This window comes from Pseudomonas sp. NFPP25, assembly GCF_900116505.1.
In the GTDB taxonomy this organism is placed as follows: domain Bacteria; phylum Pseudomonadota; class Gammaproteobacteria; order Pseudomonadales; family Pseudomonadaceae; genus Aquipseudomonas; species Aquipseudomonas protegens.
On sequence record NZ_FPBG01000004.1, the window covers coordinates 217,843 to 243,848 of the forward strand.

Sequence of the window (26,006 nt, forward strand, 5' to 3'; positions counted from 1 at the left end):
GGATCAGGTCCCGGACTTGATCTTGGTCCAGGCCCGGGTCCGCGCCCGCTCTGCATCACGGGGCAACGGCTGCAGCGTGTACAGGGTGCTCATGGCCGCTTCTGTCGGATACAGGTTGGGGTTGTTGCGGATCGAAGGGTCCACCCGCTCGGTGGCATCCTTGTTCGGGTTCGGGTAACCGACAAAGTCGCTGACCGGGGCAATCACCTGGGGTTGCAGCAGGTAGTTGATGAAGGTGTAGGCATCTTCCGGGTTCTTCGCGCCCTTGGGGACCGCCAGCATGTCGAACCAGATCGGCGCGCCTTCCTTGGGCAGACGCATGTCCACGGTCACGCCGTTCTTGGCTTCTTTGGCGCGGTTGGCGGCCTGGGAGAAGCTCCCCGAATAGCCCACGGCCACGCAGATATCGCCATTGGCGATGTCGGCCATGTACTTGGACGAGTGGAAGTAGGTGATGTACGGCCGGATCTTCATCAGCAGCGCTTCAGCCTTCTCGTAGTCCGCCGGTTTCTTGCTGTTGGGGTCCAGGCCCAGGTGCTGCAGGGCCAGGGGCAGGATTTCCGACGGCGAATCCAGCAGGGCCACGCCGCACTGCTTGAGTTTGCTGATGTTCTCTTCCTTGAAGATCAGGTCCCAGCTGTCCACCGGCGCCTTGTCCCCCAGGGCGGCCTTGATCTTGTCCGGGTTGAAGCCGATCAGGATGGTGCCGTACATGTAGGGCACGGCGAACTTGTTGCCCGGGTCGTTGGCCTCGATCAGCTTCATCAGCTTGGGGTCCAGGTGGTTCCAGTTGGGCAGCTTGCTGCGGTCCAGGGGCTGGAACACCCCGGCCTCGATCTGCTTGGCCAGGAACACGTTGGACGGCACCACCACGTCATAGCCGGAGTTGCCGGTGAGCAGCTTGGCCTCCAGGGCTTCGTTGGTGTCGAAGATGTCGTAGACCAGCTTCACCTGGCTGTTCTGGGCCTTGAAGTCTTCCAGGGCCTTGGGGGTGATGTAGTCGAACCAGTTGTACACCCGCAGGGTGCGTTCTTCGGCGTGGGCGGCGGTCCCCAGCAGGCTGGCGCACAGGGCGGGGATCATTAAGCGTTTGAGTCTTTGCATGATGCGAATCCCTCACTGGGCGCTTTGGAAGCCTTCGAGAACGTTGACGGCGTTGATGCCGATTTCCTCTACCGCATAACCGCCTTCCATGACGAACAGCGTCGGCTTGCCGAGGGCGGCGATGCGCTTGCCCATGGCCAGGTAGTCCGGGCTGTCGAGTTTGAATTGCGAGATCGGGTCGTCCTTGAAGGTGTCCACGCCCAGGGACACCACGATGATGTCGGCGTCATAGCGCTGGATTTCGTTGCAGGCCTGTTCCAGGGCCGCGCTCCACGCATCCCAGCCGCTACCGGCGGCCAGTGGGTAGTTGAAGTTGAAGCCTTCCCCGGCGCCTTCGCCGCATTCGTCGGCATAGCCCAGGAAGAACGGGAACTCGGCTTCCGGGTGGCCGTGGATCGAGGTGAAGAGCACGTCGCTGCGCTCATAGAAGATCGACTGGGTGCCGTTGCCGTGGTGGTAGTCGACGTCGAGGATCGCGACCTTCCTGTGGCCCTGATCGAGGAACGCCTGGGCAGCAATGGCGGCGTTGTTCAGGTAGCAGTAGCCGCCCATCAGGTCGCCGGCGGCGTGGTGTCCCGGTGGCCGGCACAGGGCGAAGGCACTGTGGGCGCCATTCTGGATATGGGCCTGGGCGGTCAGCGCCACCTGCGCCGCGCTATAGGCCGCCTGCCAGGTGCCGGCGGTGATCGGCGCGCCGCCGTCGAAGCTGTAGTAGCCGAGCTGGCCGTGGAGGCTGGTGGGAATCACGCTGCGCAAGGTACGCGCCGGCCAGGTGTAGGGCAGCAGGTCGCCGTCGATGCCCTGTGCCGCCCAGCGCGCCCAGGCGCCCTTGAAGAAGTCCAGGTAGGCCCGGCTGTGGATGCGCTCGATGGGCTCCAGGCCGAAGTCCTTGGGTGCCTCTACCGGCCCCAGGTTTTGATGTTTCACCCGATCCAGCACGTGGTCGGCCCGGGAAGGCATTTCGAAGCAGGGCATCAGTTGCCCGTCGATGAGTTCGCAACGGCCGTGGTGCAGGTGGTGATCGTCCGAGTAGATCGTCAGCATTTTCTTGTTCTCCGCAGGCTGATTCGGTGGAGCACAGTCTTGCGGGGCGCGGGGTTTGGGAGAACGGCAGGAGCGGCCAAAAGGGGATTGATGTGGCCAAAGTGTTTGACCGAAATTCGCCCCTTAAAGAGGCATGGCGCCCCGTTGCGGGGCGCCATCCGGTTTCAGCTGGCAGGCGGGGTAGGGGCGTAGCGCTGCAGGACCTTGAGCATGTCCTCGCGTTTTTTCCGGGCAATGGCTTCCAGCAATATTGCGTAGCCCTTTTTCTCGCAGTGCTGGCCGACATTCGGGTCGGCGCCTTTCTCCAGCAGCAGAGTGAACATCTCCAGGGTGTCCCGCTGGCTGACGGAGGGCGACTGGGCGTCGGCGGAGGTCTTGTCGGCGACCAGGGTCAGCAGGCTTTCGCCGACGGGCTGGTTGTTGCAAACGGCACGGCCGTAGCTCAGGTTGAGGTTGGCGCCGGCCGCTATCAACTGCTTCATGGCCACGTAGTTGTTGCCCGAGAAGGCACGGTACAGTGCGGTTTCGCCGTCATTCTTGTTGCGCAGGTCGAGGTTCTGCGGGTACTGCAGCAGCCAGCTGAAGCCTTGCAGGCTGCGCTTGTTCTCGGCCATCTGCATCAGTGGCGTCACGCCCTGGCTGTCGGGTTCGTCGATGGCCACGCCAGCCTCGATGAGGAACTTCAGGCGTCCGCCCTGGCTCAGGTCGGGGCTGTCGCCCAGGTCGCGGCGCATGGCCAGGGTCGCCAGGGTGGTCCAGTTGTACAGGCCGCTGGTGTGGGCGCCGTGCTCCAGCAGCAGCCGGGCGATGTCCAGGTGCGGTGCGTCCAGGGCGTGCAACAAGGCGCTGCGGCCATCGTCGGCCATGACCTCGCCGCTGATGCCACTGGCCAGCAGGCGCTGCACTTCGCTCAGGTCGCCGGCATCCACCGCGTCCACCAGCGGCCAGAAGGCCTGGCAGTCCCGGGGGTTGGCGGCGTTCAGGCCCAAGCGCTGCAGCACCCGGGGCGGGATGCTCATCTGGCGCTTCAGGCGCAGGCCGCAATACACCCGATAACCTTCTATGGCCCGGCCCTGGTGGATGTTGTCCTGCGTGCGTTGTTGGTAGATCGCCCAGTCCAGGTCCGCCAGGTTGAGGTAGGTCGGCATGCGCCCGGGGTCACGGCGCAGCACTTCCTTGAGCCAGGGGCGGGCGGTTCTCAGCTGCCCGGCTTCGCTGGTCCAGTAGGCGATGTCGTTGAGCAGGCCGGCGTATTCACGGCGCTCGGTGGCGATGCTGCGAAAGTCATGGGTGACGAAGAAGTCTTCCACTTCGCGGATGCCCGGCAGTTTGTCCTTGGCCGTGCGCAGTTGTTCGTGCAGCGCGCGGAACTCTTTCCACAGGCTGTCCGGCGTCGAGGCTGGCGCAGGCACAAAGGCATTGACGGTGATCGGCCCGCTGCCTTGGGTGAAGGGGCGGAACCACGGCGGGAATGTCTCCAGGGCCTGCAACCACTGCTGCCCGGTTTCCTCGCTGATGGGTTGCAACGGGGTGAATTCCATCTGGCCAAGGTCCTGGCGGTGACTGATGGCCAGCAGCGGATGTTGCGGATCGCGCTGGTCGATCAGCAGGTAGCGCCCGCTAAGTTGCCACTCGGATGGCTCCTTGCACTGGAAGCTCAGGGGCGTCAGGGTGATGCCGGGGACCAGGCTGTTGCTCGTGGGCCAGATGTCGTTGACCTGGATGTCATCGCCCGGGGACACACAGGCCCGCAGCTCTTCAGGGCTGAACAGAGCCATCGGCGGCGACTTGTAGACCCGCTGCCGGTACTGCAGGTCCTGATAGGCATTGAAGTAGAACAGCCCGCGGTACTGGCTCAGGACAATCCGCAGCGGCATCCGCGCGAGGCCCGGCAGGGGGAACGGCTTGAGCTCCAGGGTGGCGGTTTCCGGGTAGTCGAGGACGAAGTTGCGGCGCATTCCCGACCATTTGAACCAGGCCAGGTCCAGGTCGAAGGCCTGGGCCACGGGGGTGGCAGCCAGCAGTGCCAGCGCCAGGCCAAGCCCGCGAATGCCGATGCGCCGGGCGATGGCGGTCAATAGGTTCACGTGTGCAGTCCCTTGCCGGTAGAAAGCCCGGCAATGTAATGCAATCGGCGCCGTTGTGCCGGGCTTTGTTTCAGGGGCGCAGCGGGTTCGGCGCCACGCCTCAAGGACGAAACGCCGTCGCCGGCGCTGGCGGCGCAAAGCCTTGCAGCACCTTGAGCATGTCGTCGCGTTTTTTCCGGGCGATGATCTCCAGTAGCAGGGTCCGGCCCTTTTTCTCGCAGCGCTGGCCGACGTTGGGGTCGGCGCCCTTTTCCAGCAGTAGGGTGAACATGTCCAGGGTGTCCTGCATGCTCACGATGGGGGAGTGCTGGTCCGGGGAAATCTTGTCGGCAACGAGCATCAGCAGGCTCTGGCCCATGGGCTCGTTGCCGCAGGTGCCGCGGCCATAGCTCAGGTTCAGATCGGCGCCGGCCTCTATCAGGAGTTTCATGGCCGGGTAGTTGTTGCTCCAGAAGGCGCGGTACAGCGCGGTTTCACCGTCGTCGACGGTACGCAGGTCGAGGTTCTGCGGGTGCTGCAGCAACCAGGTGAAGCCCTGGAGGTTGCGTTCCTGCTCGGCCAGCTTCATCAGCGGTGTCTGCCCGCGACTGTTCGGCTCATCGATGGCGACGCCGGCTTGCAGGAGAAATTTCAGGCGCCCGCCCTGGTTCAGGTCGGGGCTGTCCTTGAGGTCACGTTGCATGGCCAGCATGGCCAGGGTGCTCCACTGGTACTGGCCGCTGGTGTGGGCGCCGTGGGCCAGCAGCAGTCGGGCGATCTCCAGGTGCGGCGCATCCAGAGCGTGCAGCAGGGCACTGCGGCCGTCCTCGGCCATGACCTCGCCGCTGACGCCACTGGCCAGCAAACGCCTTACCTCTGCCTCGTCGCCGGCATCCGCGGCGGCCACCAGCGGCCAGAAGCCCTGGCACGCCTGCGGGTTGGCGGACTCCAGGCCCAGGCGCTTGAGCACCCGCGGCGGCACGCTCATCTGGCGTTGCAGGCGCATGCCGCAGTACAGCCGATAACCCTCGATGGCCCGGCCCTGGTGGATGTTGTCCAACGGCCGTTGCTCGAACAGGGCCCAGTCCAGGTCGGCCAGGTTGAGGTAGGTCGGCATGCGGCCCAGATCCCGGCGCAGCACTTCCAACAGCCAGTTCCGGGCGGTGTTCAACTGACCGGCCTCGCTGGTCCAGTAGGCGATGTCATTGAGCAGGCCCGGGTATTCGCTGTGGTCGATGGCGATGCTGCGATAGTCATGGAGGGCGAAGAAGTCTTCCACCTGGCGGATGCCCGGCCCCTTGTCCTTGGCTGTGCGCAGTTGTTCATGCAGTGCACGAAACTGCTTCCACACGCTGTCCGCCGTGGCCGGTGGCGTGTAGGCATTGAGGGTGATCGGCCCGCTACCGCTGTCGAAGGCGCGGAACCACGGCGGAAACTTCTGCAAGGCCTGCAACCATTGTTGCCCGGTCTCGACGCTGATGGGTTGCAACGGGGTGAAGTCCATCTGGGTCATGTCCTGGCGGTGACTGATGGCCAGCAGCGGGTGTTGGGGATCGCGCTGGTCGATCAGCAGGTAGCGCAGGCTGAGTTGCCACTGCGGGGGCACCGAACAGTCGAAACCCAGCGGCGTCAGGGTGATGCCGGTGTCCAGGGTGTTGCTCGGTGGCCAGTTGTCCGAGACCTGGATCGGGTTGTCCGGCGACACGCAGTTGCGCAGGTCCTCGGGGCTGAGCAGCGGCAGGGGCGCGGACTTGTAGATCCGCTGCTGGTAATCCAGGTCCTGGTAGGCATTGAGATAGAACAGCCCACGGTACTGGCTGAGGACGATCCGCGCCGGCACTTGCGCAAGGCCGGGCAGGGGGAACGGCTTGATCTGCAGGATGGCGGTTTCCGGCTCATCCAGGACAAAGCTGCGGGACATCTCCCACCATTTGATCTTGGACAGGTCGAACGCCTGGGCGACAGGGACGCCAGCCAGCAGCACCAGTGCCAGGCAAAGCCTGCGAATGCCGATGGCGTCTGTGAATAGGTTCAAGCGTGCAGTCCCTTGCCGGTAGAAAGGTCGGCAATGTAATGCAATCGCCAGCGTTGTGCCGGGGTTTTTGTCAGGGCCGGAACTGGCTCGGCGCCACGCCGCTCCAGCGGATGAAAGCATGGCGAAAGCTCGCGGTTTCGCTGAAGCCCAGGGCCTCGGCGATGCGGTAGATGGGCATCTGGTCTTCGCAGAGCATCTGCTTGGCGCGCTCGAAGCGCAGCTCGTCCAGCAGTTCCTGATAGCTGCACCCCAGGTCCCGCAGGTGGCGGCGCAGGGTCCGGGCCGAGCAGTTCATCTGTTCCGCCAGCCCCTCCAGGCCCGGTGCGGCGTCCAGCTGCGCCGCCAGCAACTGGCGGATGCGCCCCAGCCAGGCCTGGCGCCCGGTGAACTCGGTGTTCTGCTTGCGGCAGCGTTCGGCCATGGCCTGGTGGGTGATCACGTCCGCCAGGGGCAGGGGCTGGTCCAGCCAGCGCTGGTCGAAGGCGAAGGCGTTGCTGCTGGCGTTGAATTGCAGCGGGCAGTCGAAAGGCTCGCGGTAGCGTTGCTGATAGTCCGGGGCCGGGTAGTCGAAGCGTGCGCCCAGTAGCGGCAGGGCGTGGCCCAGCAGGTCGTCGCAGATGACCTTCAGCGACACCAGGCAGAACTCGGTATTGAACGCGGCCAGGGCCGGGCTTTCGCGGTAGTCGGCGGCGGTCAGCCAGATGCGCGAACCGTCGGTTTCCAGGCTCAGTTCGAAAAGTGTTCCCATCAGCGCCGGATAGCGCAGCGCCAGGCGCAAAGCGTCACCTAAGGTGGCACTGGTGAGCAGGGCGTAGCCGAGCATGCCGTAGGAGGAAACGTGCATGCGCCGGCCCAGTTCCAGGCCGATGTCCCGTTGCAAGGCCACGGCGTTGGCGCACACTAGCATTTCCTGGTTGGTGGTGATGCGAGTGTCGGCGCGGCTCAGGTCGGCGGGGTTTATACCGCTGCCGGCCAACAGCGCGCCGCCGGCCTGGCCCTGGTCCTTGAAGGTGTTGAGGATCAGGGAAACCGCATTGAGGGTGGTGAGGTGCGAGTGCAGCATGCGCAGATTCCAGCCTGGGAAAGACCCTTAACCGGAGCAAGTTGCATGCCGCCCGCGATCAGGCCTGCGGTTTGCCGGCCAGCGACATGCGGCATTCCCGGCGTTGTGTGGCTAGTGACTTGGCGCATTGATTGGTGCAACCTGCCTGCCATTCACCGCCTGAGGTGGCGGTGCAGCAACCCCGATAAAGGACTATGTATGACCCTCATTCCTGCGCGTTCCCTGCTTCTGGTGTCCGGCTTGCTCCTGAGTTCGCTGTGCCTGGCCGAGGCTGAGCCAGGCAGCGAAAGCACCATCAAGGACTCTGCCAAGTCAGCCGTCTCGTCAGCCATCTCGGCAGGCAAGAACCTCTTGGGCGGCGTCAGCGAAGGTGTGCTCGATGGTCGCCAATCGGCGCAAGGCGTCGACGGTGCGTCGATCATTTCCTCCCGTGAGCAAATGAAAGGCCGCGTCGAGGTCCAGGTATTGAAGACCGAAGCCGTCGGCGACAGCTTCAACGTCACCCTGGGTTTCAAGAACAGCAGCGACAGCCAGTTGCGGCTGATCAACCTCAAGCAGACCGGCGCCCTGCTGGCGATCGACCAGGACGGTTACGCCAACAACCTGACTGTCAGCCTCGACAACCCGGACGAAGTCACCATCCCGGCCAAGGCGGCAGTGCGGCAGAAGTTCGTGTTTGAGGGGCCGATCGAGAGTTCGAGTTCGGTGCGGGTCTGGGGCCAGGATTATTCGGTCAAGAAGTAACCTGACAGCCCCCGTTGTTTGTCGTCGAGCCGGCGGCTACTGCATAGCTACCGGCTCCCGAGCTTCAGCCCAACTCGCCACACAGGTCGAGTTCCACCAGGCGCCGCACTTCGGCGGTTTCCAGCCCGGCGCCGAGCAGCGCATTGAGCTTGCCGAACGCCGCTTCGCGGGTCATGCCGCCACCGGACAGCACGCCCACGCCGCGCAGGCGGCTGCCGGCTTCGTAGATGTCCAGCTCGACACCGCCTTCATGGCACTGGGTCACGGCCAGCACCACGATGCCTTGCTGCTGTGCGCGCTTGAGGCTGGCGAGGAACGCCGGGTTGTCGCTGGGGCCGGTGCCGCTGCCGAAGCATTCCAGGACCAGGGCCTGGATGCCGCTGTCGAGCACTCCGTCCAGCAGCTCGGCGCCGATGCCGGGGAACAGCGGCAGTACGCCGACCTTGGCCAGTTGCCTGGCTTGGCGGTAATCCAGCCCGGCGGGAATCGCCTCGGCCCTGGCGCCGCCGCCATTGCGCTTCAGGGCGGCGAACGGGTGACGGCCGAAGCTGCGGATTTTCGCGCAGCGGGTCGGTGCCAGCAGCTCGCCGTGGAAGTACAGGTGCACCCCCGGGGCCAGGCCCTGGCCCAGGGCCGACAGGGCGCCGCTGAGGTTTTCCCAGGCATCGCTGTCGGGCACACCCGCTGGCAGCATCGAGCCGGTGAACACCACGGGCGCCGGCAGGCCCAGCAACTGGAAGCTCATGGCGGCGGCGCTGTAGGCCAGGGTATCGGTGCCATGGAGGATCAGCACGCTGTCGCAGCCCTGGTCCACGGCTTCGACCACCGCTTCACGCAGGCGCTGCCAGTAGTCGGGGGTCATGTTGGCGCTGTCGATCAGCGGCGCCATCTCGCGAAAGCGCCAGGCCGGCAGCACCAGCCCGGGCTGGCTGTCGAGGTAGGCGCGCATGCGCACGTCGAAACCCGAGGCCGGGGCCAGGCCGTCGGCGCTGGCCTGCATGCCGATGGTGCCGCCGGTGTAGAGCACCATGACGTGCTGGGCGCCAGGGTAGGTCGAAGGGGTCATGGGATTCTCCGAAACGGTGAGTACCTGTGGGAGCGGGCAAGCCCGCTCGCACATTTATCGCACTGTAACCGACGGGTGCAGAGGATGCGCCCGTCGTTCACCCGTCAGCGTTGCGCTGCGGGCACGCCTTGCGGCTCGGCCTCGGCGGTGGCCGAGGGTTCGGCGGGCCAGGCCTTCAGGTCCAGGTCCAGATCGGCGAACTTGCGCGAGTCGAACACCGGCTGGGCGACGCCGGCGCGGCGCTGCTCGTCGTAGTCGCGCATCACCCGCAGGCCGACCTTGAACAGCATGGCCAGGGCCACCAGGTTGACGAAGGCCAGGCAGGTCATGGTGATGTCGGCGAAGGCGAACACGGTCGAAAGGTCCTGCATCGAACCCCATACCACCAGCGCCAGCACCAGGCCGCGGAACAGCATCAGCACGGTGCGGTTGCGGGTGAGGAACTGCAGGCTGTTCTCGCCCAGGTAGTAGTTGTAGAGGATGCAGGTGAAGACGAACAGCGACAGCGCGACGCTGACGAACAGGCGACCCCAGTCACCGACCACGGCGGCCAGCGAGTTCTGGGTCAGGACAATGCCGTCGCCTTCGAAGCCCGGGGTGTAGAAGCCCGACAGCAGGATCAGCAGCGCGGTGCAGGTGCAGATCACGAAGGTGTCGAGGAACACGCTGAAGGCCTGGACCACGCCCTGGGCGCCCGGGTGCTTCACGGCGGCCACGGCAGCGACGTTGGGCGCACTGCCCAGGCCCGCTTCGTTGGCGAACACGCCACGCTTCACGCCCATGACGATGGCGCTGCCGAGCAGGCCGCCGAAGGCCGGGTCGAGGCCGAAGGCGCTCTTGATGATGGTCTCCAGCATGGCCGGCACTTGTTCGATCTGGGTGCCGATCACGTACAGGGTCACGGCGATGTAGGCCAGGGTCTTGATCGGGACCAGCAGGTCGGACACTGCGGCGATGCGCTTGATGCCGCCGATGAAGGTAATGGCCAGCAGCACCGCCAGGACGATGCCGGTGTGGCTTGGGTCGAAGGCAAAGGCATCCTGCAGCGAGTGCGTCACGGTGTAGGACTGCAGGCCGATGAAGGCGAAGCCGTAGGTGACCAGCAGCAGGATGGAGAACACCACCGCCATGCCTTTGCGCTTCAGGCCGTGCTCGATGTAGTAGGCCGGGCCGCCGCGGTACAGGCCGTCGCCGTCGGCGCGCTTGTAGACCTGGGCCAGGGTGCATTCGAAGAAGCTGCTGGACATGCCGACCAGCGCGGTCACCCACATCCAGAACACCGCGCCCGGGCCACCCAGGGTCACGGCGATGCCGACGCCTGCAATGTTGCCCGCGCCGACCCGGCCGGCGAGGCTGAGCATCAGCGCCTGGAACGAGCTGAGCTGGCCGCCGCTGCTTTTCAGGCTGTCACGGAACACCGCGAACATGTGGAGGAAGTGGCGCAATTGAACGAAACGCGAGCGGATCGTGAAGTAGCTGCCGAGCCCGACAATGAGCACGATCAGCACTTTCCCTGAGAGGAAGTCGTTGATGACTTCGAGCATGGATTATTCCTCGCTGTTTTTTGTGTAGGCAAAAGCAGAGCAGACGGAAACATTCTGTTACACCGCTGATTGCACGCACGGCAAAGCGGTGGGGCGATTGTTCGTCCCGGTTCTCTATTCGCGGGTTGTTATTAGTTCGGGTTTCCCGTGGGTTTGAGCCTCGTTACCGACGGCTGTCCACGTGAAGAGGGGGCGCACTATACCGGTGCGCGGGCTCGCCGTCTGCATATAGCGCGTCGAGCCGAGGAACGGCAGGCTGTACGGGGGGCTGAATCGGTTCTTGTCGCGCCCCGCAAAACCCCGCGAACAGGGGCCCCAAGGGGCCCGCATCATCCTCGCGATACTGTTGCCAACCGTAGGAGCTGGCTTGCCAGCGAAGGGGCCCGTTTGAGCGGCGCCGGTCTTGAGGGCCTGTTCGCTGGCAAGCCGGCTCCTACGGGATTACAGCCAGAATTCCTCTCGGCACTCTTGGAAGTCCTTCAGTTCACCTTGTTCCAGTAATTGCCGAATCCACGGCCCCAGCAGATCCAGCGAGCTGTCCAGAGGGGTGGGCCGGTGCCAGCGCAGCGGCACCCGGGCAAAGCGCTGCTGGTTGGCGCTGACCTGTTCGAGGATCTGCCGGTCCTGTTTGAGGATCACCTTGAACAAGGGTTGCAGCACAGCGCGCTTGAGCCAGCCCGGCAAGCGCCCGCGGGCCGTGGCGATGCGCGCGAACAGGCGCAGTTCGCCCTCGGCAGTCGGGGTCAGCCAGGCGCTGACCAGCAGGTTGAGCCGGCCCTGGCGGTCGCGGTATTCGATTTCCGCCAGCCCCGGCAGGCGAAAGCGCCCCATGCTGAGGCCGCGTTCGCCTTCGAACAGCCGGGATATCAGCCCGGATTGGGTGCCTTCTTCGCTGTACTGCGCCTCAACCCCGTCTTCGAGCTGATGCACCCAGGCACGAATCCGCTGGCGCTGGCGGTCGTGGCGGATCCAGCCAGCGTGCACGAAATGGGTGTGGAAGCCGTCGAGGAAGTTCTCCGCAGCGTCCTGCAAGCTGCACTGCACCCGGTCGCTGATCCAGAACACATCCAGGGCCTGGGCCTGCTCGGCGGCGGCCACCGGCGGGGCATTCGGCCGCTCGCTGGCGAGGCTGGCCCACACCAGCCCCTGGGCTTCGCAGCTGTGCAGCGGCTGCAACAAGGGCTGGCTGCACCGCTGCTGCTCCTGGCCGGGCAACTGAGTGCAGCGGCCCTGGGGGTCGAAGCGCCAGCCGTGGTAGGGGCACTGGACCTGCCCGTCGCGCACCCGCCCGGCGCTCAGTGGCGCAAAGCGGTGGGGGCAGCGGTCCGGCAGCACGGCGGCGGCGCCGTCGGCATCGCGAAACAGCACCAGCGGTACGCCGTGCAGGGTGCAGGCCAGGGGCTGCTTGTGCAGCTGCCGGCTCAGGGCGACGGGCCACCAGCCCGCGTGACTGTTCACAGTTTGAGCTTCCTCATCAGCGGTACGCCGATTCGTTGCAGCAGCAGGCCCATCAGTTGCCACACCAGGCGCCGCGACCAGGGCAGGTGGGCGACGTGGATCAGGCTGTATTCGATTTCGGGCTGGCCGCCGCGCAGGCGCTTGAAGGCGGCGGCGCCGGAGCTGAAGTTGAGCACCTGACGACGGTTCACCGCTTCTTGCAGGCACAGCCTGGTCAGTTGCCGGTACAGGCCGGCGCGCTGGGGCAGGGCGGTGTCGTAGCCGACGATGGGGGTGCTGATCAGCGCGCTGTTGGCGAACCAGCCCAGGGCGCCGTCAATGCGCCCTTCGGCGTTGCGCAGGGCGCGCACATCCAGCCAGCCTTCGGCCTGCCCGCGTTGCAGCCAGTGGGCGCTGTAGTGGGGGTTGAGGCGGCTGTATTTGTCCAGGTAGAGCAGGTTGTACAGCTGCTCGATGCGCTGGAAGTCGGCCTCGCTCAGCTCGCTGCCGGGCACCACCGTATAAGGGCTGCGGCGCAGCAGGGTGGCATCCAGGCGGGTGTTGTGGTGGCGCAGGAAGGCTGAATTTTCGCCCTCGCGGCCGTCGAACAGGTACACCTGACGGCTGGGGATCGCCAGGTAGCCCAGGGCTTGCAGGCGCTTGCGCAGTTCGAGGTTGCTGAAGTCGTTGAGCGAGCGAAAGCCAAAGCCGTGGTCGGGAAACTGCCGGCGCAGCAGTTCGGTGATCGCCGGCAAATCCGCGCCATCCCAGTCGGCCGGGTAGAGATTGGTCGACAGCAGCCAGTTGTTGACCTGCACCAGGCGGTCGACCTTGGCCGCGCTCAGCAACCGGTCCACGCCTTGGGTCAGCAGCTTCAAGGGCCAGGCCAGCCAGGGCCGTTTCAGGCGCTGCAGTTCTTCCCGGGCATAGCCGCTGTAGGCAGTTTGTGGCGAGACCACGTAGCAGTTATCCACAGGGTCGTGGCCGTGGTTGATGCTCACCGGGAACTGCTGGCGGCCGGTGTCCAGCAGGGCCAGGGCGGTGCTGACGTTGCCGATCAGCGCGCCGCCGGCGCAGGTGCGCACGTACTGCCGGGCGTGGCTGTCGCCAATGCTCGGGGGCTCAAGGGCCAGTTGCTCGGGCAGCAACAGTTTCATCGGCGCGGCGCTCCCAGGGGTTGGCCGTTCCACTCGATATCGGCGGTGGAGGCGGCCAGCAGCCCGCAACGGCGGGTCAGGGCGCGGCCGATGATCTCGCTCAGGCTCAGCAACTGGGCGGTCAGCGGGCCGCGATCGCCGTCCTGGACGATCACGTCCCGGGCTTGTTGGTAGTCGTGCCAGAACGTGCGGCTCAAGGCCCGTTGCGGCGCCGCCAGAAGCAGCATGGCCAGGGCGATCATCCGGGGTTCCAGGGTCGCCTCCAGCGCTGCGTCGGCTTCGCTGCCCAGCGCCGCTACCAACTGCACGCGCTGGTCGTCGAACAGGTGCACGCCGCTGGTGGCCCTGGGGTTGCACTCCAGGACATGGAAGCGGCCCTGCTGGTCTTCGATAAAGTCGAAACCCACCTGCCCGGTGTAGCCGGTGGCCTGGCCGAACTGTTCCAGAAACGCACGGATCGGCGCTGGGGCACAGCTGTGGAAGTAGATCCCCGAGCCGCGCCCAACCCGGTAGCGCGGCTGATAGCTGCTGTGGGCGCGCAACTGGCCGTCCACCAGCACGCTGAAGCTGCAGTACTCCTGGCCGGGGACAAAACGCTGGGCCACCCAGGGCGCATCGCTACTGGGGCGGACCTTGGCCAGTTGCGCCGGGCTCGGGCGGATCAGGGTCTGGGAGGCGAAGCGCGAATAGGCCGGCTTGAACACCAGGGCATCGTGCTCTGCCGCCAGTGCTTGCAACGCGGCCGGGTCATGCAGCACCTGAGTCGGCGGCGCGGCCACGTCCCAGCCCTGGGTCATGGCAGCAAAATCGCCCTTGTGATGCAGGCGGTGCAGCAGCTCGAAGTCGCTGGTGAACACCCGACACAAAGGCCGCAAGCGCTCCAGGCCGTGGGCCAGGTAGAACACCTCTTCACAGGTCGGCAGCAGCAGGTCGATGGCCTGTTGGCGGATGACCCCGGCCAGGGCTTCGATCCAGGCATCCGGGTCGTGGCGGGGTTCCGGCAGGCGCACGAAGTGCTCGGCGGCGCGGCTGAAGCGGCTCAGGGGCTGGGCCAGGGAATCGGCCACGGTCACCGTCCAGCCGGCTTGGCTAAAGGCCCGGGCCCACTCCAGGCAGGCCGGGGCCCGGGCGCCGAGAATCAATACACGCATGGCAGTCCCTCGGGTAGTTGCAGCATCAGCAGACGGCGTCTTTTTGTTTGTGGCGGTGGTGCCTGCCAGTGGCCGAAGCTCAGCTGCGGCGCCTGCAGCCCTTGTTGCGCGCAGAGTTCGGCCAGGGCTTCGCTCAAGCGCTGGCACAGCCCGTGGTAGTCGCCCGAGGTACGCAGGTTGGCCTGCCAGAGCAGCCCGCGCTGGTGAATCTGGTACTCCTCCAGTTCCGCCCCCAGCATCAGCAGGGCCCGGCGCAATACGTCAGGGTAGAGCGGTGCCAGCTGCTGGCCGTCGAGCCGGGGCAGCCAGAGGATCTCGTCGGCGCGGCCTTCCACGGCGGCGATGGCCCGCTCCGCACGGCCACAGGGGCAGGGCGCGCTGGCCACCCGCAGGATGTCGTTGAGGCGATAACGCACGATCAGCTGCGTACGCCGGGAAAAGTCGGTGATGATCGGCTGGAAGCGCGTGCGCTCAGGGTCCAGCCATTGCGGCTCGATGTGCAGGTGACTTTCATTCAGGTGCAGGGTGCCAGCCTCGCAGGTGTAGCCGAGAAAGCCTTCACTGGCCTGATAGATCTGCTGCGGCTTGCGCCCGAAGGCTTGCTGGACCAGCTCGGCGTCGGTGCTTTCCAGCACTTCGGCCACCGACAGGATGTGCCGTGGGCGGATTGTCAGCTGCCCGGCCAGGGCCGCCTGGGCCAGCCCGCGCAGCACCGTGGCCGGAGCCACCAGCACGTCCGGATGCTGCTGGTTGAGGCGTTGCAGGGAGGCGGTCAGGCCTAGAGTCAGGTCATGAAAGGCGAAGTCGATGCGGCGGCTGGCGAGGGTGGTGTACAGGCGGCTATTGGCCCGCAGGAAGAAGGCGATCCGCAGCGGCGCCAGCCAGGGGCACAGCAGCCGGGGCAGCAGCGCCCGGGGCAGGGTGCGCGCCAGCAGGATGCCGGCCCAGCATTGGCGTTCCACACTGCTGACCAGGAACACCCCCTGGGCCCCCGAGGTGCCGCTGGACAGGCCCACGGTGATGTCCCCCAGGGTCGGGCTGAAGTCCCGGGAACGCTCGGCCTGCAGGGCCACCGGCAACACCTGTTCCAGGCTCAGGGCGCGGGTGTTGAAGGCGGCGAAGTCGCTCATCAGGGCGGCTTTGTCCATGAGCGGCAAGTTGTGCAGGCCGTCTTGGGTCAGCCCGTTGAAGCGCTGGCCACGGGGCAGGACTTTGGCCATGAAGTGCCGCAGGCGCCGGGCCTGCCAGGCTTCCAGCCGCTCACGGCGGCGAAAGCGCAGGGCGTAGCGGCTGAACACGAATGAACCGATGCTGCGCAGAGTGCCCAGCAGGCGCTCACTGTTCATTGGCGAACGCCTCCCAGGCCTGGGTGCAATGGGACGGCAGCACCGCCACCGCCGGTTCGCGGCGAATCAACTGGCCCAGGCCGCTGTAGGTGCGCACGTATTGCTGACGGTCGGCGCTGGCAAACCACAGTGCCGGGGCGGCCGGCAGGCGCTCGGCGCGGCAGGCCGGCACCGACCAGCAGGCGTCGGCCACCAGGAACACCGGCCGGCCCTGGGCATCGGGGATGAACAGGCCCAGCTGGCCGGCGCTGTGCCCCGGCAGCGGTACGCCGATCAGGCTGCCATCGCCGAACAGGTCCAGGCCTTGCTCGAAGGGCGCCATCCAGCTTGGCAGCGCACAGTTGGGGCTGGCTTCGGCCAGGCGCAGGCGGGCGCTGAAGTCGTCCGGCAGCAAGCCCGGCAGATGGCCGCCAAGGGTGGCGCGCCAACGCTGGCCGCGCAGGCTGTCGATATGCCGGTAATCGGCTTCCAGGGCGATAAAGCGCGCATTGGCAAAATCCCGCAGCCCGGCGATATGGTCGGCGTGGAAGTGGGAAATGATCACATGGCGGATATCCCCCGGGCCGATGCCCAGCTCATGCAGCTGCGCCCCCAGTTGCTCGACTACCGGCAACTGCACCGGCACTGCGCTGCGGTACAGGCGCTCGGGCAGGGCGCGGGTGGCCTGGAAGAAGTGCTCGGCGTAGCCGGTGTCGTACAAAATCCAGCCGTGCTCCGGGTGCTGGATCAGCCCGCACAGTGCCGGAAATTGCACCGGCGCCAGGCGCCCGCCACGGTCGGCCATGCATTCCAGGTGCTGGCACCAGCCGGCCCGCAGGATCTTCAAGCTCACGCTGCGGCTCATGCTCGTTGCCTCTGTTGGGCCAGCCACCATTGGGCGTGCAGGGCGATGCCCTGGTCTTGGCTGATCACCGGGCGATAGCCCAGCTCGCGCTGGATGGCGCTGATGTCCAGGGTCTGACTGAAGGCCAGGACGCCTGCGCCGTAGCGGGTGATCAGGGGTTCGGCGCCGTTGCCCAGCCGTGCCTTGAGCTCCAGCAGGCGCGCTAGGCCATGCACCAGGGGCCAGGGCAGGCGACGGGTGCGCAGGGGCAGGCGGAAGTGCTCGGCCATCTGTTGCAGCAGGTCCTTGAAGGCCAGCGGCGTGCCGTTGCTCAGGTTGTACACGCACAGCGGGCGCGGCAGCGGCCGGGTCAGCGCCAGCCACACCGCGTGCACCAGATTGTCGACGCAGGTCAGGTCCAACTGTGCCTGGCCGCCGCGCATCAGCGGAATCGCCCCCCGTTGCATCACCCGCAGCAGGCGCGGCATCAGGGTTGCGTCCCAGGGGCCGAACACCGCCCGGGGGCGCAGGATCACGCATTCGGGCAGCTTGGCGTCTGCCAGCAGGGTTTCGGCCTGGGCCTTGCTGCGGGCGTAGTCGTTCACCGGTGGCGGCAGTGGCTGGTCTTCGCGGATGCCCAGGCGATCACTGAAGTTGAAATACAGGCTGGGGGTGGAGATATGCACCAGCCGCGGGATGCGGTTCTTGCCGCAGGCGTGGATCACCTCGGCGGTGGAGTCGAGGTTGGCCCGGGCGAAGGCCTGGGGCGAACCCCAGGGTGAAGACAAGGCGGCGCAATGCACGATGGCGTCATGCTCGCGGCTGGCATCGGCCAGCAGGCGTTTGGCCAGCGGGCTGCCGTGCTCCAGGGGCAGCCAGCGCACGGGCGCCGGGCTGTGGGCAATGACTTGCGCCGCCGCCTCGGGGTTGCGCCCGCTGAACTGCACCTCGCAGCCTTCGGCGGCCAGCTTCCAGACCAGATGCCGTCCGATAAAACCGGTGCCGCCGGTGACCAGGATCTTCATCAAAACTCCAGGATCATGCCGCCGAGGGACAGGCCCGCGCCGGTGCCGATCAGCATCAGGGTTTGTCCGCGTTGAATGCGCCCGTCGCGCACCGCGATATCCAGAGCGGTGGGCAGGGACGCCGCCACCTGATTGCCATGCTGGGCAAAGATATCGATGACTTTCTCCGGCCCCAGGCTCAGGCGTTTGGCCGCATGCTGCATGGCCTGTTGGCTGGCTTGATGGGGGATGATCCAGTCGATCTGCGCAAGGGACAGTGCGGCTTGCTGCAGCAAATCGTCCATCAGTTCGGGCAGGTGCTTGGCCGCGAGGCGGAACACGCCTTTGCCCTGCATGGTGAAACTGGTCAGGGGCTCGAACGGCACCTGGATGCGCCGCGGATGAAAGCGCGAACCGCCGGCGGGGATCTGGCACAGCGCGGCGCCTTCGGCGTAGGTCTTGAGGCGCGAGGCGAGGATCTTCGGGCCGCCGTCGCCCGCTTCCAGCACCACCGCTGCCGCGCCGTCGCCGAAGATGCCGCAGACTTCCACCTGTTGCCAGTCCAGGCCGCAGGAGGCGATGTCGGCGCACACCAGCAGCACGCGCCGGTAATGCCCGGCCTGGATCGGCCAGGACAGGGTGTCCAGGGCGGCAATAAAGCCCAGGCAACTGGCGTTGATGTCCATGGCCGGAATGCCTGACTGGCCCAGGCCCAGCTCCCGTTGCAGCAGCGCGGCGTTGCAGGGCATGCCCTGGTCCATGGTGCCGCTGGCGCAGACGATCAGGTCCAGTTGGCCAAGCTCCAGGCCCGCCGCGTGCAGGGCCCGGCGCGCGGCGCTGGCGCCGAGGCTGGCGGCGGTGTCCGCAGGGTCGGCGACGTGACGCTGCTGCACTCCGCTGATGCGCGCCACGCTGCCGGTTTCCAGGCCGAGCTGGCGGTCCAGCTCGGCACTGGTGACCACCCGCTGCGGCAGGGCATGGCCCGTGCCGAGGATGGCCAGGGCGCGGGCCGGGCGAGGGGAGGACGCTGATGTGTGCATGCAAATTCCGTGTGTGTGGGCGTCGGGGCTGGCGTTGAGAGAGGCGGTTAGTGCGCTGGCAGTGCCGCCGGGCATTGGCTCAGGAAGGCTTGCAGCCCCTGCTGGTAGGCCTCGGTGGGCATCAGGTCAGTGTGTTTGGCGATGAAGCAGGCCACGCCTTGACGCTCCATATCGGCGTCCGCCACGAGGTAGAAGTCGGGAATTTCCTGCACGCTTGCGATCTGCTTCCAGGCCAGGCTGCTCTGACCTCCGCGGGTGTTGAGCAGGGTGAAGCCCTGGTCGTCGAAGTTCAGGCAATAGGTGCCTTCGACGGCTCGCAACCGGGTTTCGATCAGGCGCTGACTCAACCCGCGCAACGGCGCTTGGGGTTTGATCGGGGTGGCGGCAATACGGGCTTGCAGGTGCTTGATCCAGCGCCCGGAAAAGCGCCACCACAGGGGGATGAAGATCAAGGCGAACGCCACCATGGCGATGACCTTCTCCGGGGTGAAGGTCCGCTCGGGGAAATAGATCGACAGGCAGCCGCCGATCAGACACAGGGTGAACATCACGGGACCGATAAAGCGGCTTTGCCACCGGGCAAATGTGCTCATGGCCCGGACATGCTGCTGATCATCCTTGAGCAATTCCTGCTTCAGCGGTTCGGCAATCCAGGCTTCGGTGTGGGCGGGGGTGATGCGGTAGTGCAATTCCATGGGGGCTGAATCCGAGGTCCGTGTTCGGTGAGGGCGGCAGTCTACCGGCTTCTGGGGTGTGACGAGGAGTGGCATGAGCGGCGACAGAGCCGCTCAGGCGGGAAATGCTGGCAGATGCTGTTCCACCCACTCCAACAGACGCTCGTCGAGCTGGGCTCGATGTTGGCGATAACTGTCCTGGCAACGGTTGAAGAGCGGGTCCTGATTGACCCGAGCCGCCAGCTCGGTGGCGCTGTCGCTTGCAGCATGGGCGGCCCGCACCTGTTGCTGGCGCTGATCGGCCTGTTCCAGGGTGTGCGCCAGGGCGTCCAGTTGCAGGTACCTGAACTGAGCGATGGCCTGGGGCAGGTGAAAGTGCAGGGCGCTGTCGAAACCCTCCCAGTCCTCGAAGGCCAGCCACTCGTGGAGCACCATGAAGCAGCGCAGCGCCGGGGGCAGTTGTTCCAGTCGCTGGAAATCCAGCCAGTACTGACGCGGCAGTTGCTCGGCGGTTTCGATGGCCTGAGCGATCAGGTCCAGGGCCTGGCCCTTGTCCCGGTGATGCTTGCGCAGGATGCGCTGGGTCAGGGTGAAGCGCGCTTCTTCTATAGCGTGCAGGGCGCAGTTCAGGTCGTAACCGGCGTTGAGCAAGTGTTCTCGTGCTTGCTCGGGGGGCAGGCCGGATTTGTCTACCAGCACCTGCAACAGCTCGGCTTTGTAGAACTCGGCGGCTTGCTGCGGATTATTGGCGCAGCGGGCGAGCAGGGCCTGGGCATGGCGCAGGCCGATGGGGATCAGCTTGCGTAGCTGTTGCAGAGCTTGGGTGTGCGTCGGGTCCATCGACTGCGGTGCCTCGGGGATGGCGGATGTTTGAGAGAGGCGATTATCCACTGCGGGCGATGGATTGTGCTGGTTTAAAACAAGGGACCATAACGCTCGCAAGACCTGTAGGAGCCGGCTTGCCGGCGAAGGCGTCGGCCGGATTTCGGTGAAGGCAGGGCAGGCCTCTTCGCTGGCAAGCCAGCTCCTACGGGGCGGTGTTTAGGCGGGGGCTGGGCGGGCGCCGTCGAGCAGGGCGTCCACCACGGCGCGGGCCATTTCCACGGAATGCACCATGGACCAGATCAGCCCGCGTTCGATGCCGCTGGCCCGTTCGGTGATTTCATCGGACACCTCTTCGGCGCATTTGAGCAGTAAGGAGACGTGCATCAGGGCGTCTTCGGCATTCACCTGGGGTTGCACGGCGAACAGCGGGTGGCCCCGGCCATCGCGCAGGCCGAAGGGGCGATGACGGGTGCCGTGCAAGGCGGCCAGCAGGTTGGCGTTGGCGTGGTCCAGCTCCGGGTCGCGGCGCGGATGATCGGTGGACAAGGGTGGATCGGGGACGAGCTTTTTCATGACGGTCACTCACTCAGTAGTTAACGGACTGCCGAGCTCACTTCCACATGAGGGGGGGCAGTTGTGCGAGGGTGTGGAAGACCGGGACTGAGTAACCCAGCACACCCGAAGGTGTCCCGCGCACAACCGCCATAAAGCGATGCCGACGACTATGCGTCGAGCCATGCTCATGAGCGCTCATGCTTACTCAGGTCCGAACTTCCACATCCGGGCCGCTGATTTGGCAGCGGCACCGGGAGACTGCCTGATCGTTCGAAGGGGTACAAGGCGCTCAAAGGCGTTGGGGATTCTCTCGGATTTGCCCTACAAAACAAAGCGAATCCGCTTCGATGCCGGGCGGCATCCCCTTACAAACTCTGCTTTTCTCCAGGCAAAAAAAAGGGCCTGGAGACGTATCTCCAAGCCCTCAAAAGGTGAGAGGTGTCTAGTCCCTCAACCTGGTGAGCGGTGTTGCATGTTTCGGGGTCGCGGCGGTTAGGCTTTCAGCGGAACCAGACGCGGGGCAATCATGTTTTCCGGACGCAGGATGTCGTCGAGCATGGCGTCGTCCAGCAGGCCTTCTTCGCGCACCAGTTCCAGTACGCCACGGCCACTTTCCAGGGCGATGCGGGCGATACGGGTGGCGTTTTCATAGCCGATGTACGGGTTCAGCGCGGTGACCAGGCCGATGGAGTGCTCCACCAGTTCACGGCAACGGGTTTCGTTGGCGGTGATGCCGGTGATGCAGTGCTCGCGCAGCATGTCCATGGCGCGTTGCAGCAAGCGGATCGAGTCGAAGATCTTGAAGGCGATCAGCGGCTCCATCACGTTCAGTTGCAGCTGGCCGCCTTCGGCCGCGATGGTCAGGGCCAGGTCGTTGCCGATGATCTGGAACGCCACCTGGTTGACCGCTTCCGGGATGACCGGGTTGACCTTGCCGGGCATGATCGAGCTGCCGGGCTGACGCGCTGGCAGGTTGATTTCGTTGATGCCGGTGCGTGGGCCGCTGGACAGCAGGCGCAGGTCGTTGCAGATCTTCGACAGCTTGACCGCGGTGCGCTTGAGCATGCCGGAGAACAGCACGAAGGCGCCCATGTCGGAGGTGGCTTCGATCAGGTCGGCGGCCGGTACCAGCGGCTGGCCGCTGATGGTGGCCAGGCGTTGTACGGCCAGGTGCTGGTAGCGCGGGTCGGCGTTGATGCCGGTACCGATGGCGGTGCCGCCCAGGTTGACTTCGGTCAGCACTTCCGGCGCCAGGGTCTTCAGGCGAGCCAGGTCTTCACCCAGGGTGGTGGCGAAGGCCTTGAATTCCTGGCCGAGGGTCATCGGCACGGCGTCTTGCAGCTGGGTACGGCCCATCTTCAGGACGTGGCTGAATTCTTCACCCTTGGCGGCGAACGACTGGATCAGGCTGTCGAGGCTGGCCAGCAGCGCGTCGTGGCCCAGCAGCAGACCCAGGCGGATCGCGGTCGGGTAGGCGTCGTTGGTGGACTGCGCCATGTTCACGTCGTTGTTCGGGTGCAGGTACTGGTATTCGCCCTTGCTGTGGCCCATGGCCTCCAGCGCGATGTTGGCGATGACTTCGTTGGCATTCATGTTGGTCGAAGTGCCAGCGCCGCCTTGAATCATGTCCACCACGAACTCTTCGTGGAAGTCGCCGCGGATCAGGCGGGCACAAGCCTCGCTGATGGCTGCATGCTTGGCTTCGCTCAGATGACCCAGTTCGCGGTTGGCGTCAGCAGCTGCCTGCTTGACCATTGCCAGGGCCACGACCAGTTTTGGGTAGTGCGAAATCGGAACGCCGGAGAGGCGGAAGTTGTTCACCGCTCGCAGGGTCTGGATGCCGTAATACGCTTGAGCCGGTACTTCGAGTACGCCAAGCAGGTCTTTTTCTGTGCGGAAAGATGCAGCGGAGGACATGACGGAGATCATCTCGGTAGGGACCCGGTCTGTGCCGGGAACGCTGCGAATCCTAGGCCGAAGGGATTTTTTGGGCCAATGCTGTTAAACACTGGGCTATGCATATTCGGCATAATGCCGGTGTGACGCCGGGTTGCCGGCGAGCGTGTGACCTAAAATGGTGCGTGTCCGGGAGGACGTGATGAATCTGGAAAGCAAATGGCTCGAGGACTTCAGTGCCCTGGCCGCCACCCGCAGCTTTTCCCAGGCTGCCGAGCGACGTTTCGTGACCCAGCCGGCCTTCAGCCGGCGGATCCGCAGCCTGGAAGCGGCCCTGGGCCTGACCCTGGTCAACCGCTCGCGCACGCCGGTGGAGCTGACGGCAGCGGGGCAGTTGTTCCTGGTGACCGCGCGCACCGTGGTCGAACAGCTCGGCGAGGTGGTGCGTCACCTGCACCACCTGGAAGGCGGGCAGGGCGAGGTGATGCAGGTGGCGGCTGCCCACTCCCTGGCGCTGGGCTTCTTCCCGCGCTGGATCGCCCAACTGCGCAACGAAGGGCTGAACATCGCCACGCGGCTGGTGGCCACCAACGTCGGTGATGCGGTGCACGCCCTGCGCGAAGGCGGTTGCGACCTGATGCTGGCCTTCTATGACCCGGACGCGGCCTTGCAGATGGACTCGGAAATCTTCCCCTCGCTGCACCTGGGGCACACCGAGATGCTCCCGGTGTGCGCCGCCGATGCCCAGGGCAAGCCGCTGTTCGACCTGGAAGGCGAGGCCAGCGTGCCGTTGCTGGCGTACAGCGCCGGGGCTTTCCTCGGGCGTTCGGTGAACCTGCTGCTGCGCCAGCGCAACCTGCGTTTCACCACCGTCTATGAAACCGCCATGGCCGACAGCCTCAAGAGCATGGCCCTGGAAGGCCTGGGCATTGCCTGGGTGCCGCAACTGAGCGTGCGCGCCGAGCTGGCCCGGGGCGAGCTGGTGGTCTGCGGCGGGGCGCAATGGCATGTGCCGCTGGAGATTCGCCTGTACCGCTGCGCCCTGGTGCGCAAGGCCAACGTACGCTTGCTGTGGCGCAAGCTGGAAGGCGCTGCCGCGCAAGCTGCGGCCACGTAGGAGCCGGCTTGCCGGTGAAAGCGTCGGCCGGGAGGGCGGTGATCGCAGGGTGGGCCTGTTCGCTGGTAAGCCAGCGCCTGCGAGGGGGGACGGGATTGACCTGGGAGTCAATAAAACCGGGGTTTTGCGCCGGAAATACTTTGTTTTGCAGATGGTCGGCGAAAGTGCGTTTAACGCGCCTTTTTCGGTATACTGCGCGGCCTTCGGCCGGTTCGCCTGGCCATAATTCGTACAATTTAAGCCACGCATTTCGCGTGGCTTGTTGTTTTTGACGCGCCTGCGGGCGCCCAGAGAGAAGAGGCACGACGATGAGTGCACTGGTTGGCGTGATCATGGGCTCCAAGTCCGATTGGTCCACCCTTAGCCACACCGCCGATATGCTGGAAAAGCTCGGCATCCCTTACGAGGTGAAGGTGGTTTCCGCACACCGCACCCCGGACCTGCTGTTCCAGTACGCCGATGAGGCTGAGGCGCGAGGCATCGAGGTGATCATCGCCGGTGCCGGCGGCGCGGCGCACCTGCCGGGCATGTGCGCGGCCAAGACCCACCTGCCGGTGCTGGGCGTGCCGGTGCAGTCGTCGATGCTCTCGGGCGTGGATTCGCTGCTGTCCATCGTGCAGATGCCGGCCGGCATCCCCGTGGCCACCCTGGCCATCGGCAAGGCCGGCGCGATCAACGCGGCGCTGCTCTCGGCGAGCATCCTGGGCGCCAAGCACCCGCAGTTCCATGCGGTGCTGAAAAAATTCCGTGCTGAACAGACAGACAGCGTCCTGGACAATCCAGACCCGCGCGTCGCCTGAGGTTGTTGACGATGAAGATCGGTGTAATCGGTGGCGGCCAGCTGGGCCGCATGTTGGCCCTGGCGGGGACTCCGCTGGGAATGAACTTCGCTTTCCTCGACCCGGCGCCGGACGCCTGTGCCGCCGCCCTCGGTGAACACCTGCGGGCCGACTACGGCGACCAGGACCACCTGCGCCAGCTGGCCGATGAAGTGGACCTGGTGACCTTCGAATTCGAGAGCGTGCCGGCGGAAACCGTGGCCTTCCTCTCGCAGTTCGTGCCGGTCTACCCGAGCGCCGAAGCCCTGCGCATCGCCCGCGATCGCTGGTTCGAGAAGAGCATGTTCAAGGACCTGGGGATTCCTACTCCGGAGTTCGCCGACATCCAGTCCCAGGCGGATCTCGACGCCGCCGTGGCGCGCATCGGCCTGCCGGCCGTGCTCAAGACCCGCACCCTGGGTTACGACGGCAAGGGCCAGAAGGTCCTGCGCAGCGCCGCCGACGTCGAAGGCACCTTCGCCGAACTGGGCAGCGTGCCTTGCCTGCTGGAAGGCTTCGTGCCCTTCACCGGTGAAGTCTCGCTGATCGCCGTGCGCGCCCGTGACGGTGAAACCCGTTTCTACCCGCTGGTGCACAACACCCACGACAGCGGCATCCTGCGCCTGTCGGTGGCCAGCAGTGACCACCCGTTGCAGGCCCTGGCCGAGGACTACTCCAGCCGCGTGCTCAAGCAGTTGGATTACGTCGGCGTAATGGCTTTCGAGTTCTTCGAAGTGGACGGCGGCCTCAAGGCCAACGAGATTGCTCCGCGGGTGCACAACTCCGGGCACTGGACCACCGAAGGCGCCGAGTGCAGCCAGTTCGAAAACCACCTGCGGGCGGTGGCCGGCCTGCCCCTGGGCTCCACGGCCAAGGTCGGTGAGAGCGCCATGATCAACTTCATCGGCGAAGTGCCGCCGGTGGACAAGGTCATCGCCATCGACGACTGCCACCTGCACCACTACGGCAAGGCCTTCAAGGTCGGTCGCAAGGTCGGCCACGCCAACCTGCGCTGCGCCGATCAGGCGACCCTGCAAGCGCAGATCCTCAAGGTGCAAGCGCTGATCGCCGAGTAACAAATCCTCTGGCTGGCGGGAACCTTCGTTTCCCGCCGTTCTCTGATAGCAGGATGCCAAAGTGCTGGCTAGGCTTTGGCTTGAACCCCCCTTACAGAGGAACAGCCATGGGCATTATTGGAACCATTTTCATCGGCTTGATCGTTGGTCTGCTGGCGCGCTTCCTCAAACCGGGAGACGACAGCATGGGCTGGATCATGACCATCCTGCTGGGTATCGGCGGTTCGCTGGCAGCCACATATGGCGGCCAGGCGCTGGGTATCTACCAGGCTGGCCAGGGCGCCGGTTTCATCGGTGCGCTGGTGGGCGCGATCGTCCTGCTGGTGATCTACGGCTTCGTCAAGAAGAGCTGAACCACGCTACAAGCCCCCTCTGCCGTCCGCGCGGAGGGGAGCCTTTTTCTTCATCTGAAACTTCAACG

23 protein-coding genes are annotated in these 26,006 nt (G+C 65.6%); 5 read left to right on the top strand and 18 right to left on the bottom strand.

The window, feature by feature from the left end:
• Positions 1-3: 3 nt before the first annotated feature.
• The 5 genes from BM382_RS17265 to BM382_RS17285 all read right to left on the bottom strand — a co-directional run bounded on the left by BM382_RS17265 (position 4) and on the right by BM382_RS17285 (position 7,312).
• Positions 4-1,104: a polyamine ABC transporter substrate-binding protein gene (locus BM382_RS17265; RefSeq protein WP_072443407.1), complete on the bottom strand. Its 1,101-nt coding sequence runs from the start codon at positions 1,102-1,104 to the stop codon at positions 4-6.
• A 12-nt stretch (positions 1,105-1,116) separates the two neighbouring features.
• The gene (locus tag BM382_RS17270) at positions 1,117-2,148 is read right to left on the bottom strand and encodes a histone deacetylase family protein (RefSeq protein WP_011064310.1); all 1,032 of its coding nucleotides are present in this window, start codon (positions 2,146-2,148) and stop codon (positions 1,117-1,119) included.
• Between the two features lie 164 nt (positions 2,149-2,312).
• Positions 2,313-4,226, bottom strand: a complete 1,914-nt coding sequence (locus BM382_RS17275; RefSeq protein WP_072443409.1) for an ankyrin repeat domain-containing protein — start codon at positions 4,224-4,226, stop codon at positions 2,313-2,315.
• Positions 4,227-4,335: 109 nt separating this feature from the next.
• Complete coding sequence (locus tag BM382_RS17280; protein ID WP_072443412.1) at positions 4,336-6,249, bottom strand: ankyrin repeat domain-containing protein; 1,914 nt, start codon at positions 6,247-6,249, stop codon at positions 4,336-4,338.
• Between the two features lie 70 nt (positions 6,250-6,319).
• Positions 6,320-7,312, bottom strand: a complete 993-nt coding sequence (locus BM382_RS17285; protein WP_015637519.1) for an AraC family transcriptional regulator — start codon at positions 7,310-7,312, stop codon at positions 6,320-6,322.
• A 198-nt stretch (positions 7,313-7,510) separates the two neighbouring features.
• On the opposite strand from BM382_RS17285, the gene BM382_RS17290 reads away from it, so the two are divergent.
• Positions 7,511-8,056 carry a hypothetical protein gene (locus tag BM382_RS17290; protein ID WP_026020147.1) on the top strand — a complete coding sequence of 182 codons (546 nt, stop codon included), beginning with the start codon at positions 7,511-7,513 and terminating at the stop codon, positions 8,054-8,056.
• Positions 8,057-8,120: 64 nt separating this feature from the next.
• On the opposite strand, the gene BM382_RS17295 is transcribed toward BM382_RS17290, so the two are convergent.
• The 13 genes from BM382_RS17295 to aspA form a co-directional block, all read right to left on the bottom strand.
• Positions 8,121-9,122, bottom strand: coding sequence for an asparaginase (locus BM382_RS17295; protein WP_053160486.1), 1,002 nt, complete (start codon positions 9,120-9,122; stop codon positions 8,121-8,123).
• 104 nt (positions 9,123-9,226) lie between these two features.
• Positions 9,227-10,666 (bottom strand): alanine/glycine:cation symporter family protein, encoded by a 1,440-nt coding sequence (locus tag BM382_RS17300; RefSeq protein WP_011064304.1) that lies wholly within the window; start codon positions 10,664-10,666, stop codon positions 9,227-9,229.
• Positions 10,667-11,107: 441 nt separating this feature from the next.
• A complete protein-coding gene (locus BM382_RS17305) occupies positions 11,108-12,124 on the bottom strand; it encodes an aromatic ring-hydroxylating oxygenase subunit alpha (RefSeq protein WP_072443414.1) in 1,017 nt (338 codons plus the stop codon).
• Positions 12,121-13,260 carry a hypothetical protein gene (locus BM382_RS17310; RefSeq protein ID WP_072443416.1) on the bottom strand — a complete coding sequence of 380 codons (1,140 nt, stop codon included), beginning with the start codon at positions 13,258-13,260 and terminating at the stop codon, positions 12,121-12,123. Before BM382_RS17310 ends, BM382_RS17305 begins: the two co-directional genes overlap by 4 nt.
• Positions 13,257-14,411, bottom strand: coding sequence for an ATP-grasp domain-containing protein (locus BM382_RS17315; protein ID WP_072443418.1), 1,155 nt, complete (start codon positions 14,409-14,411; stop codon positions 13,257-13,259). Before BM382_RS17315 ends, BM382_RS17310 begins: the two co-directional genes overlap by 4 nt.
• Positions 14,399-15,757: a F390 synthetase-related protein gene (locus tag BM382_RS17320; protein WP_072443420.1), complete on the bottom strand. Its 1,359-nt coding sequence runs from the start codon at positions 15,755-15,757 to the stop codon at positions 14,399-14,401. Before BM382_RS17320 ends, BM382_RS17315 begins: the two co-directional genes overlap by 13 nt.
• Positions 15,747-16,601: an MBL fold metallo-hydrolase gene (locus tag BM382_RS17325; protein WP_011064299.1), complete on the bottom strand. Its 855-nt coding sequence runs from the start codon at positions 16,599-16,601 to the stop codon at positions 15,747-15,749. Before BM382_RS17325 ends, BM382_RS17320 begins: the two co-directional genes overlap by 11 nt.
• Positions 16,598-17,605 (bottom strand): NAD-dependent epimerase/dehydratase family protein, encoded by a 1,008-nt coding sequence (locus BM382_RS17330; protein WP_072443422.1) that lies wholly within the window; start codon positions 17,603-17,605, stop codon positions 16,598-16,600. The genes BM382_RS17325 and BM382_RS17330 overlap by 4 nt, the downstream gene beginning before the upstream one ends.
• On the bottom strand, positions 17,605-18,624 hold the full coding sequence (locus BM382_RS17335) for a beta-ketoacyl-ACP synthase 3 (protein ID WP_072443424.1): 1,020 nt from the start codon (positions 18,622-18,624) through the stop codon (positions 17,605-17,607). The genes BM382_RS17330 and BM382_RS17335 overlap by 1 nt, the downstream gene beginning before the upstream one ends.
• A 47-nt stretch (positions 18,625-18,671) precedes the next feature.
• Positions 18,672-19,319 (bottom strand): YcxB family protein, encoded by a 648-nt coding sequence (locus tag BM382_RS17340; protein WP_072443425.1) that lies wholly within the window; start codon positions 19,317-19,319, stop codon positions 18,672-18,674.
• 93 nt (positions 19,320-19,412) lie between these two features.
• Positions 19,413-20,138: a hypothetical protein gene (locus tag BM382_RS17345; RefSeq protein ID WP_072443427.1), complete on the bottom strand. Its 726-nt coding sequence runs from the start codon at positions 20,136-20,138 to the stop codon at positions 19,413-19,415.
• Between the two features lie 201 nt (positions 20,139-20,339).
• Positions 20,340-20,696: a DUF6124 family protein gene (locus BM382_RS17350; protein WP_072443429.1), complete on the bottom strand. Its 357-nt coding sequence runs from the start codon at positions 20,694-20,696 to the stop codon at positions 20,340-20,342.
• Positions 20,697-21,170: 474 nt separating this feature from the next.
• Positions 21,171-22,595 carry an aspartate ammonia-lyase gene (gene aspA / locus BM382_RS17355; RefSeq protein WP_019094636.1) on the bottom strand — a complete coding sequence of 475 codons (1,425 nt, stop codon included), beginning with the start codon at positions 22,593-22,595 and terminating at the stop codon, positions 21,171-21,173.
• Positions 22,596-22,776: 181 nt separating this feature from the next.
• Here aspA and BM382_RS17360 point away from each other — a divergent pair, with 181 nt between their 5' ends.
• From BM382_RS17360 to BM382_RS17375, 4 genes are all read left to right on the top strand, one after another.
• Positions 22,777-23,691, top strand: a complete 915-nt coding sequence (locus BM382_RS17360; RefSeq protein WP_011064292.1) for a LysR substrate-binding domain-containing protein — start codon at positions 22,777-22,779, stop codon at positions 23,689-23,691.
• 308 nt (positions 23,692-23,999) lie between these two features.
• Complete coding sequence (gene purE, locus BM382_RS17365; protein WP_011064291.1) at positions 24,000-24,491, top strand: 5-(carboxyamino)imidazole ribonucleotide mutase; 492 nt, start codon at positions 24,000-24,002, stop codon at positions 24,489-24,491.
• A gap of 11 nt (positions 24,492-24,502) precedes the next feature.
• A complete protein-coding gene (locus BM382_RS17370; RefSeq protein ID WP_011064290.1) occupies positions 24,503-25,585 on the top strand; it encodes a 5-(carboxyamino)imidazole ribonucleotide synthase in 1,083 nt (360 codons plus the stop codon).
• Between the two features lie 107 nt (positions 25,586-25,692).
• Positions 25,693-25,938 carry a GlsB/YeaQ/YmgE family stress response membrane protein gene (locus BM382_RS17375; RefSeq protein WP_011064289.1) on the top strand — a complete coding sequence of 82 codons (246 nt, stop codon included), beginning with the start codon at positions 25,693-25,695 and terminating at the stop codon, positions 25,936-25,938.
• The last annotated feature ends 68 nt before the right edge of the window (positions 25,939-26,006 follow it).